Source organism: Corynebacterium uropygiale, from assembly GCF_021568315.1.
Lineage (GTDB): Bacteria > Actinomycetota > Actinomycetes > Mycobacteriales > Mycobacteriaceae > Corynebacterium > Corynebacterium uropygiale.
Genome location: NZ_JAKGSI010000004.1, coordinates 173,029 through 187,979 on the forward strand (window position 1 = coordinate 173,029; position 14,951 = coordinate 187,979).

General features: G+C 65.9%; 10 protein-coding genes. 4 read left to right on the forward strand and 6 right to left on the reverse strand.

All coding sequences use genetic code 11. The features are described 5' to 3' along the window. Position 1 precedes the first annotated feature (1 nt). The gene (locus tag L1O03_RS08550) at positions 2-2,974 is read right to left on the reverse strand and encodes a DEAD/DEAH box helicase (protein WP_236119363.1); all 2,973 of its coding nucleotides are present in this window, start codon (positions 2,972-2,974) and stop codon (positions 2-4) included. 1,012 nt (positions 2,975-3,986) lie between these two features. On the opposite strand from L1O03_RS08550, the gene L1O03_RS08555 reads away from it, so the two are divergent. Continuing rightward, on the forward strand, positions 3,987-4,256 hold the full coding sequence (locus tag L1O03_RS08555) for a hypothetical protein (protein WP_236119364.1): 270 nt from the start codon (positions 3,987-3,989) through the stop codon (positions 4,254-4,256). 11 nt (positions 4,257-4,267) lie between these two features. On the opposite strand, the gene L1O03_RS08560 is transcribed toward L1O03_RS08555, so the two are convergent. Beyond that, positions 4,268-4,624 carry a hypothetical protein gene (locus L1O03_RS08560; protein ID WP_236119365.1) on the reverse strand — a complete coding sequence of 119 codons (357 nt, stop codon included), beginning with the start codon at positions 4,622-4,624 and terminating at the stop codon, positions 4,268-4,270. A gap of 321 nt (positions 4,625-4,945) precedes the next feature. Between L1O03_RS08560 and L1O03_RS08565 the strand changes: the two genes are divergently transcribed. Further along, on the forward strand, positions 4,946-8,887 hold the full coding sequence (locus L1O03_RS08565; protein WP_236119366.1) for a Pls/PosA family non-ribosomal peptide synthetase: 3,942 nt from the start codon (positions 4,946-4,948) through the stop codon (positions 8,885-8,887). Positions 8,888-8,952: 65 nt separating this feature from the next. Here L1O03_RS08565 and ppk2 read toward each other — a convergent pair whose 3' ends face one another. The 4 genes from ppk2 to groL form a co-directional block, all read right to left on the reverse strand. Further along, the gene (gene ppk2, locus L1O03_RS08570) at positions 8,953-9,852 is read right to left on the reverse strand and encodes a polyphosphate kinase 2 (RefSeq protein ID WP_236119367.1); all 900 of its coding nucleotides are present in this window, start codon (positions 9,850-9,852) and stop codon (positions 8,953-8,955) included. A 190-nt stretch (positions 9,853-10,042) separates the two neighbouring features. Next, complete coding sequence (locus tag L1O03_RS08575) at positions 10,043-10,279, reverse strand: hypothetical protein (RefSeq protein WP_236119368.1); 237 nt, start codon at positions 10,277-10,279, stop codon at positions 10,043-10,045. 40 nt (positions 10,280-10,319) lie between these two features. Continuing rightward, the gene (locus tag L1O03_RS08580; protein WP_236119369.1) at positions 10,320-10,574 is read right to left on the reverse strand and encodes a hypothetical protein; all 255 of its coding nucleotides are present in this window, start codon (positions 10,572-10,574) and stop codon (positions 10,320-10,322) included. A 487-nt stretch (positions 10,575-11,061) separates the two neighbouring features. Next, positions 11,062-12,705 carry a chaperonin GroEL gene (gene groL, locus L1O03_RS08585; protein WP_236119370.1) on the reverse strand — a complete coding sequence of 548 codons (1,644 nt, stop codon included), beginning with the start codon at positions 12,703-12,705 and terminating at the stop codon, positions 11,062-11,064. A gap of 207 nt (positions 12,706-12,912) precedes the next feature. Between groL and L1O03_RS08590 the strand changes: the two genes are divergently transcribed. Beyond that, entirely contained in the window at positions 12,913-14,238 is a 1,326-nt protein-coding gene (locus L1O03_RS08590; RefSeq protein ID WP_236119371.1) for a dipeptidase, read from the forward strand. 197 nt (positions 14,239-14,435) lie between these two features. Further along, positions 14,436-14,942 carry an acetyl-CoA acetyltransferase gene (locus L1O03_RS08595; RefSeq protein WP_236119372.1) on the forward strand — a complete coding sequence of 169 codons (507 nt, stop codon included), beginning with the start codon at positions 14,436-14,438 and terminating at the stop codon, positions 14,940-14,942. The last annotated feature ends 9 nt before the right edge of the window (positions 14,943-14,951 follow it).

Consider the following 14,951-nt stretch of genomic DNA (forward strand, 5'->3'; position numbering starts at 1 on the left):
CTTAGAGTTCCTTCCCCTCGTGCGAATCACGGCTGAGCACCAGCACCACCGGGCGGACCATGCTGCGCGCCGGCATCGACGAGCGCAGGATCTCCTTCTCCTGCGCGATCATTTCCTTCCCCCGCAGCATCGTGCGCGAGTTCATCTGCCCCTGGGCGGCGGCCTCCCACTCGGCCGCCCTGTCCGACCAGCGCTGCGTGCGCTCCTGCGCGTACTGCGCGGCCGAGATGCGGATCATCTCCACATCCTGGCTCACCTGCTGTACCGCCTGTCGCAACAGCTCCGGGCACTCCGCGGGAAGATCGATACGGCCCGTAGAGATGGCCGTCGTGCCCAAACCCGCAGCTCGGAGCCACTCGCAGGGGTCCTCGATGGTGGTGGTCTCGACGCCCGAGACACCCACCGGCACGTCGAGGCCCAGCGGTCCCGGGCGCACCACGTGGAAGGAGCGGGTGACCACCTGGCCGCGATCATTCGTCAGCGTGCCCATGAGGAGGACGGTGGGGGCGTCGACCTCGCCCACGAAGGCGGGGATCGTGTCATGCGACAAATGCGAGAGCGCCCGATCCACCGCCCACTCCGTCACCGGGTGCAGCGGGCCCAGGTAGTGCGCGTTCGGCCACGTCTTCTCCGAATCACCGCTGCGCGCCGCCTCCAACTGGGCCGCGCCCATCGCCTTCGTGGTGGCTAAAACCACCTTCTGGCGAACCTCCCGATACTCCACATAATCCCTGGGCAGCACATCAAAACGGTGCTGCAAATCCGCCGGCGGAACAAACTCCACAATGCCGTTGCCCTCCGAGCGGAAGGACACCCCGCCCGCCTCCGGCCTGTCCTGCTTGACGTTGAGGAACGCCTCGTCCAGCGCCGCCGTGAGGTAATCCACCTCGTGGGTGTAGAGGCTACGGGCGGCGCGGCGGGAGGGGGTGGGGGTAGGCGCGGCGGGCGCGGTGTTGGCGCTGGCGGCGGGGGCGGCGGGGGCGCCGCTCCCACTGAGGCCGACCATGGCCATGAGCGCGTCGAGGTCCGTGATGCCCGCATCCTGCGGGGAGCCCGCGGCGGCCTCGGCCTCGTGGAGCACATCCTCCGGGCTGGCCACCACATCATCGAAGGCCCGCGCCCCGGCAAGGACGTCGCGAATGGAGTTCTCCTCCGCCGCCACGGAGTGCACGCCCATGAGCGAGGACACGTCTCCCAGCATCTCCTGCGCCGCGTGCTCGCGATCAATAAGCCTGCTCAGCACGTGAATTTCGCTGGTGCCGCTGAGCTCCTCGCCGGTGTCGAGGATGAGCGTGGTGATCTGCGGGCTGTGCCGCTGCCCATAGCGATCAATCCGGCCGTTGCGCTGCTGAATCCTGATCAGCGACCACGGGATGTCATAGTGCACCAGGTGGTGACACTGCGCGTGGAGGTTCACACCCTCGCTGGCCACATCGCCCGTGACGAGCACCCGCAGCTTCGTATTCTCGCGCTTGAACTCGTCGATCAGCGCCATCTGCTCCACATCGGACAGCCCGCCGTGCATGATTTTCACCGCCCCACGCGGGAGCTTGAGCGCCGCCTCGAGGTTCTCCTGCAGCCACCCCAGGGTGTCCACGCGCTCCGAAAAGACGACGACGCGCGTCTCCCCGCCCTTCTTCACCCCGATCCCGCGCACATAGCGGACGAGCTCCTGGAACTTCGCGGATCGCGCGGCCGTGACCTGGGAGTTCAGCTCCTGCAGGCGGCGAAGCTTCACGCTCTCCTCCGCGCCGGCCTTGCGCAGGCGCTCGGTGATCGTGTGCTCCAGCGCCGCCGGCGAGGACAAGAACGCCTTAAAGAGCGTCCACGGGAAGAGGTGATCGGCTCCCTTCCGGCTGCTGCTTCTGGCGTTGCCGCTGGCCGAGGCGGGTTTGATCCACGCCTCCCGCAGCTCCCGGGCCACGGCCTTCTCCTCCGCCGAGGCCGGCACCCCAATATTCCGGGGTTCCAGGCGCTCCGCCCACATATCCCCCACCTTGGAGGCCACCTCCGGGGAATGCCGATGCCGCCGAATAATCAAATTCTGCGCAGCCTCCCGATCAATAGACCCATCCGGCCGCACCGAGAGCGGATCCAACAGCCGCAGAATCTCCTTAAAGGACTCCGGGTTCCCATTATGTGGCGTTGCCGACGCCACAATGAGCGACTCCGTCCGGGGCGCAAGCGTTCTGGCTAGCGCATTATTATGCGAGCCAGCGTTAGTCGCATTATGGATTTCATCAATCACCACCGCATCCCAGCGCACCTTTTCCAGCTGCGCCCGGTATTTCGGCGATTTCAACGTATCCATAGAAACAATCACCCGCGGGAAATACGTAAACGGGTTCTTGGACGCCGGCAGTTTCTGACGAACATTCTGAATCCCCTGCGAATCCAAACGCACCAACGGGATCGCGCACCGCGTCCACAGCTCCTGCTGGAACTGCTCCAAGACGTGCCGAGGAGTGACGACGAGGATCCGCTCACCCCGCCCCCGGCGCACAAGTTCCGCCAGAATCATGCCGATTTCCAGGGTTTTTCCTAAGCCGACGGCGTCGGCAAGCAAAATGCGAGGCCGCGTGCGCGAGGGGTTGAGGGATTTGCGGACGGCGTCGAGCTGGTACTCCAAGGGGTCCAGCAGGAGGCGATCCGCCACCTCCAGGCTCTCCTGGTAGAGCGGCACGGGCGTGGAACGCAGGATGGATTCCACCCACAGCGAGGTCTGCCGAAAGCGCGGCGAGGCATCCGGCTCCACCGTGACCTTGGTGGGATCAAGGACGGACAGGCTGGGCTCAAGCGCCGTAAAGAACGTGGCCGTGGTGTCCCGAACAAAATCCGAGAGGCCCCGAACTCGAAGGCGCCACCCATCGGACACCTGCGTGACCTGGGTAATCAGCCACACTTCATCGCGGCACGTGATGGTCACCCCGGGCGCGAGCTTCGAAGAATCAGCGGTGGAGGAAACAATCGCCATGTCCTCATAGTATGCAGAGGGGCTACTGAAAGGGGGTGACACGAGGGGCGGGGAGAAAAAGGAAGCGTCTGTATTGCTGTTCCCTATCTCTCCCTTCTGGGGTAATGGCCATAACCCGGTTGCGGGAGAGCACAGGCTTGTAGTCACTACGATGAAGCCCGCTCGTCAGCCACGCGCTCAAAGAGTATCCGGGGCCGTCCACAAGTGAGCGGCCCTTGCTCTTTCAGTGCTCTGGCATGTTGCTTGGTGATTACTCGTGGAGGCCGGCACTTCGCTTGTCTGGCTAGTTTTATAGACTCTGCTCACTTTTATTTTTTGTGGAAGGTTCAACCCTGGATAAATCAATAATCCTCGGGCATTCTTCGCACCTCTCCCCGCCCTCAATTTTTACCGCCAGGCGGGGTGTTTCACACCTTTTCCTCGGAGCATCATTGTTCCACTACATAGCACGGAAAAACAACCGAATCTGCCCCACTTTTCCACGCCCCGGACCCCTTGACACCCACGCCGCCCGCACCCCCACCACCCACAGCGCGCGGGGAGGCGGCCGGGCGTCGGCAACCCTTCAACGCCACCCGCCAACGCCTCCCCACCCCGCTGTGACGCACGAGACTTTACTCTCTATCTCCGCAGGTCAATGCGCCATTCACCTCCCACCCACAACCCCATTCATTAAAAATTTTCTGTCGGGGTATTGACACGGTGCCCGGACAGGGCCAATATCAGGTTTAGCGCCGTTCCCCTTCAACATTTCCCCTCCGCCCCACGTAGGGCAGAGAGACGGACGCACCCCCTCACTTCAGAAACAGTCGGTGCGCACGGACGCGAAAATATCTCCCACATCCCGTGACGGCGTTATCTGTGATCCAGTTCCCTTTTTCTGCAGCTCACCTCAATGAGCACACCATTTGACACCGGGACCTGCTCCGACCATGCTCGGAGGGGCGCTTGCAAAGACTATGCACCCGCTTGATCCGCACATCATCTCAACGCAAAGGAAGTGACCAGCCCCATGGCTAAGTCAAAGTCGACGTCTCGTATCGTCCTCACCAGCGTGCTGTCTGCGCTTGCACTCGTGATCGCTTTCGTCTGCGCCTTCAACCAGAGCCTGACGCTCGCGGTGACGTTCTTCATCATCTCGGCGGTCGTCATCTCCACCCTGTGGTGGCAGAACCCCGAGGCCCTCAAGGCCCACCGCCACGAGCACCGCGGCACCTCCATGGAGGACGAGGTCATCGCCAAGGAGCAGCAGAAGCAGCTGCAGATGGAGCAGGCCCGCTAGCCACGCACTGGCTAGCCGTCGGCCGCCTCCCCGTCGAGGTCATCGCGGCTCCACATCGTCCACCCAAAGTCAGCGTCCTCCATGACGCTGTCCTTCCCGGGGATCGACCCGTGAATCCGGTAATACACCGGCCACTGGTACCCATCCATCTCCTGGGGCATCACCAGAAAAGTCCCCGACGACCGCCCCATCGCATACTCCATTTCCCAGCGAATCACTTGCCGGGCGGAGCTCGCCCCCTCAATCTCAAAGCAGGCGAGCGACCCACCGCGCTTCTCATCCCAGAACAGCACGACATACCGGGGCATTGGCGCATACGTAGCGCCCAGAACATCCGGGCGTCGGACGTCGAGTTCTCTCGCTCTCATCGGTTGTCTTTCCTCCTCTGGGTCGAGGGCAATCCTCCCCCATGCTACGGGGAAGCGCCTCACAGACACACGCGGCGTACCGATTCCGCTATCACTCTTCGCCAACACTGACCGCCACATCGGCAGCGTCATAGACCGGCGAACCCACTCAAGGAGTCGACCATTGTTCTCGCACTCATTTTCCTTGCAGTTGTCGCCCAGCACGAGCTCTTCGCCTAGCCACTCTCCCCCACCCTCCCGCATGTCTCCGCCCTGCTCAGCGGCTCGCTTTGTACACTGACCAGGACACCAGCACGTTCGAGGGATCTCACGGGGACACTCATGACACCCATGACGCCTGTGGCGTTGCTGCGCGGGGAGGAAGCCGCCCAGCCGCGCACGCTCATTGACATTCTCTATTCCACTGCAGAGCTCCACCCGGAGGCTGCCGCCATCGACGACGGCCGGGAGGTCCTCACCTATACGGAGCTCGTCGAGCAGGTGCGGGCCGCGGCCGAGCGCCTCGCTGAGCAGGGCGTGGGCCGCGGGGACCGGGTCGGCATCCGCATGAGCTCGGGCCGCCGGGAGCTGTACATCTCTATCCTCGGCGTGCTCGCGGCCGGCGCCGCCTACGTGCCCGTCGACGCCGATGACCCGGAGGAGCGCGCCCGCCTCGTGTTCGGCGAGGCCGACGTCTGCGGCATCCTCACCGACGACGGCTTCCGCCCCCGCCGCGCCACAAGCACCGCTCGCCCCGCGCGCCCCAGCAGCCCCGCGCGCCCCGCCACTGCCCCCACCCCGGAGGACGACGCCTGGATCATCTTCACCTCGGGCTCCACGGGCAAGCCGAAGGGCGTGGCCATCACGCATCGCAGCGCCGCGGCCTTCGTCGACGGCGAAGCGAGCTGGTTCCTCCTCTCCTCCCCGGGCGGCCCGCTGGGCCCGGATGATCGGGTGCTCGCGGGCCTTTCGGTGGCTTTCGACGCCTCCTGCGAAGAAATGTGGCTGGCCTGGGGAAACGGGGCGTGCCTGGTGCCGGCGCCGCGGGAGCTCGTGCGCTCCGGGATGGACCTCGGGCCCTGGCTGATCCGCCAGGGGATCACGGTGGTCTCGACGGTCCCGACCCTCGTGGGCTTGTGGCCGGATGAGGCGCTCGCGCAGGTGCGACTCCTCATCCTGGGCGGGGAGGCCTGCCCCCAGGCGATCGCGGACCGCCTCGCCACCGAGGAGCGAGAGGTATGGAACACCTATGGCCCCACCGAGGCAACCGTCGTGAGCTGCGGCGCTCGCCTGGAGGCGGACTCTCCCGTGACGATCGGCAGCGCGCTGGCCGGCTGGGACCTCGCGGTCACGAACCCGGAGGGCCGCCCCGTCCCCGAGGGCGAGGTGGGCGAGCTGGTCATCGGCGGCGTCGGGCTGGGCCGCTACCTCGACCCCGCGAAGGACGCCGAGAAGTACGCCCCCGCCCCGCACCTCGGCTGGGAGCGGGCCTACCGCTCGGGCGATCACGTGCGGGTGGGGCCGGCGGGCATCGAGTTCGTCGGCCGCATCGATGACCAGGTGAAGATCGGCGGCCGGCGCATCGAGCTCGGCGAGGTGGACGCGCACGTCGCCGCCCTCACCGAGGTCCGCTCCTCCGCCGTCGTCGTCCGCCAGACCCCGAGCGGCGAGAACATCCTCGTCGCCTACGTCTCCCTCCGCGACCCCGCCGCCCCCTTCGACCCGCGCGTCGCCCGCGCCACCCTCGCCGAGCGCATGCCCGCCCCCATGGTGCCGCGCCTCGCAGTCCTCGACGCCCTCCCCGTCACCACCAGCGGCAAAGTCGACGCCCGCGCACTCCCCTGGCCCCTCCCCGAGAGCACCACCCCCAGTGCCGACGACGCCACCCCGCTCACCCCCACCGAGTCCTGGCTTTCCACCCTGTGGGCCGAGGTCCTCTCCTGCCCCACCCCCACCCCGGAGGATGACTTCTTCTCCCTCGGCGGGACCTCGCTGGCGGCCGCGGGGCTCATCGCCCGCATCCGCGAGCGCTACCCCACCGTCTCCGTCCGGGACCTCTATGACCGGCCGCGACTGGGCGCGCTCGCCGAGCACCTCGCCGGCCCCGAGGAACGCGCGGCCGGGGCACGCGGCGCGGCCACCGCGAACACGGGCAACGCTGCCGCCCCTGCCGCCCCCGCCTCCCCCGTCCCCGCTCGCACGCGCGCGATCCAGACCCTCCTCCAGATCCCCTTCATGACGCTGCGCGGCCTCTCGCTCCTCGCCTGGCTGCTCCTCATTTCCCAGGTGGGGGCGCTCCTGGGCCTCCCCGGCGCCATTCACTTCCCGTGGTGGCTCATCGTGGTGGGCCTGCTGCTCTTCGCCACCCCGCTCGGCCGCGTCCCCATCGGCGCCCTCGGCGCCCGCCTTCTCACCCGCGGTATCACCCCGGGCACTTACCCGCGCGGCGGCCGCACCCACCTGCGCATCTGGGCCGCCGAGCGCTGGGCCGACGCCTCCGGCTCCCGCAGCATCGCCGGCGCCACGTGGGTGAACTACTATGCGAAGCTCCTCGGCGCCCGGGTGGGCAAGGGCGTGGACCTGCACTCGCTCCCGCCGGTCACGGGGATGCTGAGCTTGGGCAAGCACTGCTCCGTCGAACCCGAAGTCGACCTCCGCGACTACTGGCTGGACGGCGATGAGCTGCACGTCGGCCCCATCACCATCGGCACGAACGCCCGCGTGGGCACCCGCTGCACGCTCCTTCCCCATGCGGTCATCGGCGCCGACGCTCACCTGGAGGCCGGCTCCACCCTCACCGGCGAGAAGCCGATGAAGAAGGGGGCCCGGTGGGCGGGGTCACCAGCCCGGAAGGTGGGCCGCTCGCGGCATCGTTTCCCGGAGGAGCACCCACCCCGGCGCACCGCCTGGGTCTGGGCTTATGGGGTGACCTCGGTGGCACTCGCGGTGCAACCGCTGGTGGCCATAGGTGTGGGCGTGGCGGTGACTCTGTGGCTGGCGGGCGGACTGTCAGCGTCGACACTTTTCTGGGCCCCCGTGGGGGCACTCTGCACATTCTGTGTCTACGCGCTGCAAACTCTGGTGGGCATTCGGCTCCTCTCGATTGGTCTTGAACCAGGCGTATCGCCCGTGCGCTCACTGCGCGGCTGGCGTCTATGGGCCATCCAACGCCTCATGGACGAAGCCCGCACCACGCTCTTCCCCCTGTACGCCGGCATGCTCACCCCCTGGTGGATGCGTGCGCTGGGCGCCAAAGTGGGCCGCAACGTGGAGGTGTCCACCGCGGTGCTCATCCCAGCACTCACGGAGGTCAAAGATGGCGCCTTCCTCGCCGATGACACTCTCATCGGCGGCTACGAGCTGGGCGGCGGTTGGATCCTCGCCGGTGACACGACCATCGGCAAACGCTCCTTTGTGGGCAACTCCGGCATCACGCTCCCCGGCCGTAAGCTGCGCAAGAACTCGCTGGTTGCCGTCCAATCCTCTACGCCCCGCAAAGCGAAGGCCGGCACCAATTGGTGGGGATCCCCTCCCGAGCGGATGCGCCGCGTCGAGGTCTGCGCCGACGACGGCCACCAGCGCACCTATCAGCCCTCGCTGGGCCTGCGCGTGGCACGAGGAGCGATCGAGACGCTGCGCCTCCTGGCGATCATGGCTTCCGGCTGCTGCCTGGCCTTGGCGATGCTCCTCCTCTTCTGGATCCTGAGCAGCTGGGGTGTGCTTGCGGCTGCGCTGCTCAGCGGTGTGGTGCTCATGCTGGTGGGGGCCGTGGCGATGGCTCTCACCGTCCTCATAAAGTGGGTGTGCGTGGGCCGGCACCGCCCCGGCGAGCACCCGCTCTATAGCCCCTTCGTGTGGCTCAATGAGCTGCAGGATACGTTCGTGGAGACGGTGGCCGCTCTGTGGTTTTTCCAGCACACGACGGGCACCGAGGAGCACAATGTAGCGTTGCGTGCCCTGGGCGCCACGGTGGGGAAGGGCGCCTGGGTGGAGAGTTACTGGCTGCCGGAGACGGACTTGTGTGTGGTGGGCGCAGGGGCCACCATTGGCCCTGGCACCGTGGTGCAGACGCATCTTTTCCAGGATCGGGTGATGAGTGTGGACACGGTGTGCGTCGAAGAGGGCGCGACACTGGGGGCGCATTCGGTGGCATTGCCGGCGTCGAGGCTGGGGCGGGGGGCAACGATTATGCCCGGTTCCTTGGTAATGCGGGGAGATCAGGTGCCGGCGGGTTCGCGCTGGCAGGGGAACCCGATTGAGCCCGTGGTGAGGCCGGAGGCATAGGAGAAGCCCCGCGCCGGAGCTGACCACCAGTGCTGGGCGCGGGGCAAAAAATGGGTGGGGCGGGGCTAGTCCCCAATTTGGTCGATGCCCCTCATGACGATCTTGGGGTCGGGCTCGCCGACCAGCTCATGATCCTTGTCCGTGTATTCGAACTTGCTGAGCACGTAGCGCATGGCGTTGATGCGGGCGCGCTTCTTGTCATTGGACTTGATGGTGATCCAGGGGGACTCGTCGGTGTCCGTGTAGCGGAACTGTTCTTCCTTGGCCCGGGTGTAGTCCTCCCACTTGTCGAGGGAGGCGAGGTCCATCGGGGAGAGCTTCCACTGGCGGACGGGGTCCACCTGGCGGATGGCGAAGCGTGTGCGCTGCTCCTTCTGCGTGACGGAGAACCAGAACTTGGTGAGCGAAATCCCCGAGCCCAGGATCATGTTCTCCAGCATGGGCACCTCGCGGAGGAACTCCGCGTGCTGGGATTCGGTGCAGAAGCCCATGACGCGCTCGACGCCCGAGCGGTTGTACCAGGAGCGATCGAAGAACACGATCTCCCCGGCGCACGGGAAGTGCTCGATGTAACGCTGGAAATACCAGGAGGTGGATTCCCGAGGGCTGGGCTTCTCCAGAGCGACGGTGCGCGCCCCACGCGGGTTGAGGTGCTCATTGAAGCGTTTGATGGTGCCGCCCTTGCCGGCGGCGTCGCGACCCTCGAAGAGGATGATGTGCTTCTGGCCGGTGTCCTTGGTCCAGTTCTGCCACTTGAGGAGCTCGATCTGCAGTGCCCGCTTCACGTGCTCATACTCATCGCGGCTCATCCGCTCATCGTAGGGATAGTTTTCCCGCCACGTCTGGACGGGCGATCCATCGGGCCGGACAAGGACGGGATCATCCTCGTCGCTATCGTCCACGACGTAGCCCTCAGTCTTGGTCAAATCAATGACGGGGAGTTCTTCATCCTTGTGGTCAGCCATAACCTGATTCTACTGCGCAGGCCGCATTTTTCACCCCCATTAACCCCCGCTCTTGAGGATCGACGCCCACCCCCTCCCCCGCTTCCCCACGCGGGCCTTCCCCCACACGCGAAAACCGGCTAGGCGCAATGCCTAGCCGGTTACAATCCGCACATCCTGAGTGAGTGCTCAGCTCCTCAGGTGGAGGATATTAGGCCTTGGGCTTGTCGGAGGAGCCAGCGCCGTCAGTGGCAGGGGTGGGGTCGGTGCTAGCGTCGGAAGACCCGAAGACGTTGACGAGCTCCGGGTTGTCCTTGGTGCCGATGTCGAGGTGCGTACCGCCGAGGAACCAGCGGACACCGGAGAAGAACTTCTCAACGCCGCCGAAGAAGTCAGCCATGCGGGAGAGGCCGAGCAGGAAGTCAGAGAACAGCTGTGCAACGTCCATGGAATTACTCCTTTAAGTTTCTGGAAGCTTCAGGGATGGATTAGTGGAAGATGTTCGGGATCTGGAGCTGGTGGGACCACTCGAGAGCCGTCTGGATGATCGGCTTGAGAGCGTCGCCCAGACCCTCGAAGAGCTGCTGCGCGGCCCAGAAGATGGAGTGCTTCTCCGTGTTACCGGTGGGGAGGAAGAACTCCAGCTTGTCAGCGCTGCCAGCCGGCTTGATCTCAGTGGGCTTCACGGCCTCAGAGGGGTCCACGGTCGGCTTCTCTTCTTCCGCCAGGAAATTAAGGATCATGTGAGTCTCCTTGGAGAGTCGGTGTCCCCGGCCCAAAACCGGGGACAGTGTCAACTGTCAAGTGAAACTGCGGCCATCCGCATGAAGGGGGACCAACCCGTTTCACCGATAGAGTAAAGCAGCTTCACGGCGGGATGTCTACTGTTTTCATCACATTCTTCCAAGGAACTTTCTAAAAATCTCACCATATGGGACAAAGACCCACCTCTCCCCCGCGGATTATGTTCAACGCGCTGCTCCTATGTTCAATTCGCTAATCATGTATTTGTCTAGACCGCTTAAAAGGAACACCAAACGAAACTCCGAAGGGTACCCACTTCCGGGGGTAGTTGCGTGCGCTGAGGGAACCAATGGGAGCCTGAACACTGTCTCATCTGCCCTGCTCCTGGCGCTGCGGACCCCACAAGAGCACGCATGGCAAAGGGCCGCAGAACCCCCGCTCGGGAGTCCTGCGGCCCTCAGGCTGCGTCTAAGACGCTCTTATGGTTTAGAAGCCGCCCATGCCGCCCATCTCGTCGGCACCCGGGGTGGCCGCACCAGCGGGCTGCGGCTTGTCCGCCACGACGGCTTCCGTCGTGAGGAACAGCGCGGCGATGGAGGCCGCGTTCTGCAGCGCGGAGCGGGTGACCTTCACCGGGTCGGTGATGCCGGCCTCCATGAGGTTGACGTACTCGCCCGTCGCGGCGTTGAGGCCCTCGCCCGCGGAGAGCGAGGAGACCTTGTCCGCCACCACGCCGGGCTCGAGGCCGGCGTTCGCAGCGATCTGCTTGAGCGGGGCGGAGAGGGCCTCGCGGACGATCTTCACGCCCGTGGCCTCGTCGCCGCTGAGGTCGAGGTCATTCTCCAGCACAGCAGCCGCCTGGAGCAGGGCCACGCCGCCGCCGGCGAGCAGGCCCTCGTCCACCGCAGCCTTGGCGTTGCGGACGGCGTCCTCGATGCGGTGCTTGCGCTCCTTGAGCTCCACCTCGGTGGCAGCGCCGACCTTGAGGACGGCCACACCGCCGGCGAGCTTCGCCAGGCGCTCCTGGAGCTTCTCGCGGTCATAGTCGGAGTCGGAGTTCTCGATCTCGGCGCGGATCTGGTTGACGCGGCCCTCGATCTGCTCGGCGGAGCCGGCGCCCTCGACGATGGTGGTGTCATCCTTGGTCACCACAACCTTGCGGGCGCGGCCCAGCAGCGGGAGGTCAGCGGTCTCGAGGGAGAGGCCCACCTCTTCCGCGATGACCTGGCCGCCGGTGAGGATGGCCATGTCCTGCAGCTGAGCCTTGCGGCGGTCACCGAAGCCCGGAGCCTTCACGGCCACGGACTTGAAGGTGCCGCGGATCTTGTTCACCACGAGGGTGGACAGGGCCTCGCCCTCCACGTCCTCAGCCACGATGAGCAGCGGCTTGCCGGACTGCATGACCTTCTCCAGCAGCGGGAGGAGGTCCTTGATGTTGGAAATCTTGGAGGAGACCAGGAGGATGTAGGGATCCTCGAGGACAGCTTCCAGGCGCTCGGTGTCCGTCGCGAAGTAACCGGAGATGTAGCCCTTGTCGAAGCGCATACCTTCCGTGACCTCGAGGTCCACACCGAAGGTGTTGGACTCCTCGACGGTGATGACGGACTCCTTGTTGAGCTTCCCGCCGCCCACGGCGTACATGGCGCGGGCGATCTGCTTGCCGATCTCCGGGTCCGCGGCGGAAATGCCGGCGGTGGCGGCGATCTGCTCCTCGGTCTCCACTTCCTTAGCCTCGGAGTGGAGCTTCTCAGTCACAGCGGCGACAGCCTTCTCGATGCCGCGCTTGATGCCCATCGGGTTGGAGCCGGCGGCCACGTTGCGCAGGCCCTCCTTGACGAGGGACTGGGCGAGGACGGTCGCGGTGGTGGTGCCGTCACCTGCGACGTCGTCGGTCTTCTTGGCGACCTCCTTGACCAGCTCAGCGCCGATCTTCTCGTAGGGGTCCTCCAGCTCGATCTCCCGGGCGATGGACACACCGTCATTGGTGATCGTCGGCGCACCCCAGGACTTCTCCAACACAACGTTGCGGCCCTTGGGCCCGAGGGTGACCTTCACGGCGTCGGCCAGCGTGTTCAGGCCCTTTTCCAGGCCGCGGCGTGCCTCTTCATCGAAAGCGATGATCTTTGCCATCTTCTGTGGTTCTCCTTATTAACTCACTGTTGATAGCGACGACACTCAAACGTCTCGGCAACAAGCAGGCGCCCGCGACGGCATGGTCGGTGAGTGTGATCCAACCTCACCCGCTTTTAGCACTCTCCGTTAGTCAGTGCTAGACCCTGTTTTAGCAGTCGAGTACAGAGAGTGCAAGATTGGCGAACGGCAGTACACTGGGGCGCCATGACACGAGAGACCATCTTCCGCCAACTTCACGACCTCGTTTCCTTTAACTCTGTCCACAGCGTGCCGGAGCTCAAAGAGGAGCACGCCGGCGCCTGCCAGTGGGTAGAAAACGCCCTCCGAGAGGCGGAGCTCGACGTCCAGGTGTACCCCACCGCGGACGATGCCCCGGCCATCATCGGCACCAAGCCCGCCGAGGACGGCTACCCCACCATCCTCCTCTACTCCCACTACGACGTCGTCCCCGCCGGGGACCCCGCCAAGTGGGAGTCCGACCCCTTCACCCTCACCGAGCGCAACGGCCGCTGGTACGGCCGCGGCGCCGCCGACTGCAAAGGCAACCTCGTCATGCACCTCGAGGCGCTGCGCCAGGTCAAGGAGGCCGGCGGCACGAAGCTGGGCATCAAGGTTGTCATCGAGGGCTCCGAGGAGATGGGCGGCGAGGGCCTGGACACCCTCATCGAGGAGAAGCCCGAACTCTTCGCCGCTGACATCATCTTCATCGCGGACTCCGGCAATGCTGCCGTCGGGACCCCCACCCTCACCACGAGCCTCCGCGGCGGCGCCCAGGTGACCGTCACCGTGGACACCCTCGCCACCCCGGTCCACTCCGGGAGCTTCGGCGGGGCGGCGCCGGATGCCGTCGCCATCCTCGTGCGCCTCCTCGATACCCTCCGCGACCAGCAGGGACGCACCGTCATCGAGGGCGTGGACTGCTCCGCCACCTGGGAGGGCCAGCCCTACACCGCGGAGGAATTCCGCGCCGACGCCGGCATCCTCGACGGCGTGGACATCATGGGCGCCGAGACCGACCAGCCCAGCGACATGGTGTGGGCGCGCCCGGCCGTCACCATCACCGGGTTCACCTCCACCCCCGTCGCCGAGGCCGTCAACGCCGTTCCCGCCACCGCGAGCGCCCGGCTCAACCTCCGCGTCCCCGCCGGAATGAGCTCCGCGGACACCGCCGCCAAGCTCGCCGAGCACCTGAAGAACCACGTGAGCTTCGGTGCGCACGTCACGGTGGACGTCGAGGACGTCAACGAGCCCTTCGCCACCGACACCACCGGCCCCGGGCTCACCGCCTTCGCCGCGAGCCTGGCCAAGGCCTACGGCCAGGAGGAGTGCGCGCTCATCGGATCCGGCGGATCCATCCCGCTCACCTGCGCCCTCCAGGCGATTCAGCCGGAGGCGGAGATCGCGCTCTTCGGCGTGGAGGAGCCGCAGTGCACCATCCACTCCCCCAACGAGTCCGTGGACCCCACGGAGATCGAGCGCATCGCCGCCGCGGAGGCCGACTTCCTGCTCACCTACACCGGGAAGAACTAGGACTTGCGTCACACTCTGGAGTCATCTAGGGTGTGTCCCATGGCACACTTCAGCATTGCTCTTCGTCGAGTAGCCGAGGCTACGTACCCCGGCGCGGGATAGGGACTGACCCCCGCGCACGGGGTAGTAGTCGTTAATCCCCCAGAACTCGACGGAGTCGGTCCACCCCCATCCCCCTCCCCGGAAAGGACCGAGCAATGCTCAGCACAACCACCACCAGCACCGATCCCCTCCAGCGCCGCTTCGGCACCAGCCACCGCCTCCCCCGCGCACTGCGGCTCGAGGCCGAAGGCATGGAATGGGAGCTCTTCAGCACCATCTACTGCCCCACCCCCGACATCCGCATCAGCCAGCTCCAGGGGCACGGGCCGCGGACCGAAAGGCTCGGGGCGGAAAGACTCGGCGCGGAGGAGTTCGGGGCGGAGCTCCTCATCACTTCCAAAACCCAGCCGCCGCAGCATCGCCACCACACCGTCCGCGCGCACGGGGCGGTCTCCGCGTGCAGCCAGATCCTCGCGGCGCACGGGCGCTACGTCGAAGTCCGCAGCTTCCACCAGATGGACATCTTCGAGGCCACCTGCACGATTGTCCAGGTCAGCCACCAATATCTCCCCCGCAGCGCGTGGGCGTGCGGCTTCGGATCCACCCCGGAGAACTCCATCGCGGCGGCCATGAGCAGCGCGGCGCAGCGGATCCACGGCTGAGGGGCCCCT

Bases quoted from the DNA above. Each gene is read 5' to 3' on its own strand.
- L1O03_RS08550 (WP_236119363.1), bottom strand. From the start codon at position 2,974: ATGGCGATTGTTTCCTCCACCGCTGATTCTTCGAAGCTCGCGCCCGGG.
- L1O03_RS08555 (WP_236119364.1), top strand. From the start codon at position 3,987: ATGGCTAAGTCAAAGTCGACGTCTCGTATCGTCCTCACCAGCGTGCTG.
- L1O03_RS08560 (WP_236119365.1), bottom strand. From the start codon at position 4,624: ATGAGAGCGAGAGAACTCGACGTCCGACGCCCGGATGTTCTGGGCGCT.
- L1O03_RS08565 (WP_236119366.1), top strand. From the start codon at position 4,946: ATGACACCCATGACGCCTGTGGCGTTGCTGCGCGGGGAGGAAGCCGCC.
- ppk2 (WP_236119367.1), bottom strand. From the start codon at position 9,852: ATGGCTGACCACAAGGATGAAGAACTCCCCGTCATTGATTTGACCAAG.
- L1O03_RS08575 (WP_236119368.1), bottom strand. From the start codon at position 10,279: ATGGACGTTGCACAGCTGTTCTCTGACTTCCTGCTCGGCCTCTCCCGC.
- L1O03_RS08580 (WP_236119369.1), bottom strand. From the start codon at position 10,574: ATGATCCTTAATTTCCTGGCGGAAGAAGAGAAGCCGACCGTGGACCCC.
- groL (WP_236119370.1), bottom strand. From the start codon at position 12,705: ATGGCAAAGATCATCGCTTTCGATGAAGAGGCACGCCGCGGCCTGGAA.
- L1O03_RS08590 (WP_236119371.1), top strand. From the start codon at position 12,913: ATGACACGAGAGACCATCTTCCGCCAACTTCACGACCTCGTTTCCTTT.
- L1O03_RS08595 (WP_236119372.1), top strand. From the start codon at position 14,436: ATGCTCAGCACAACCACCACCAGCACCGATCCCCTCCAGCGCCGCTTC.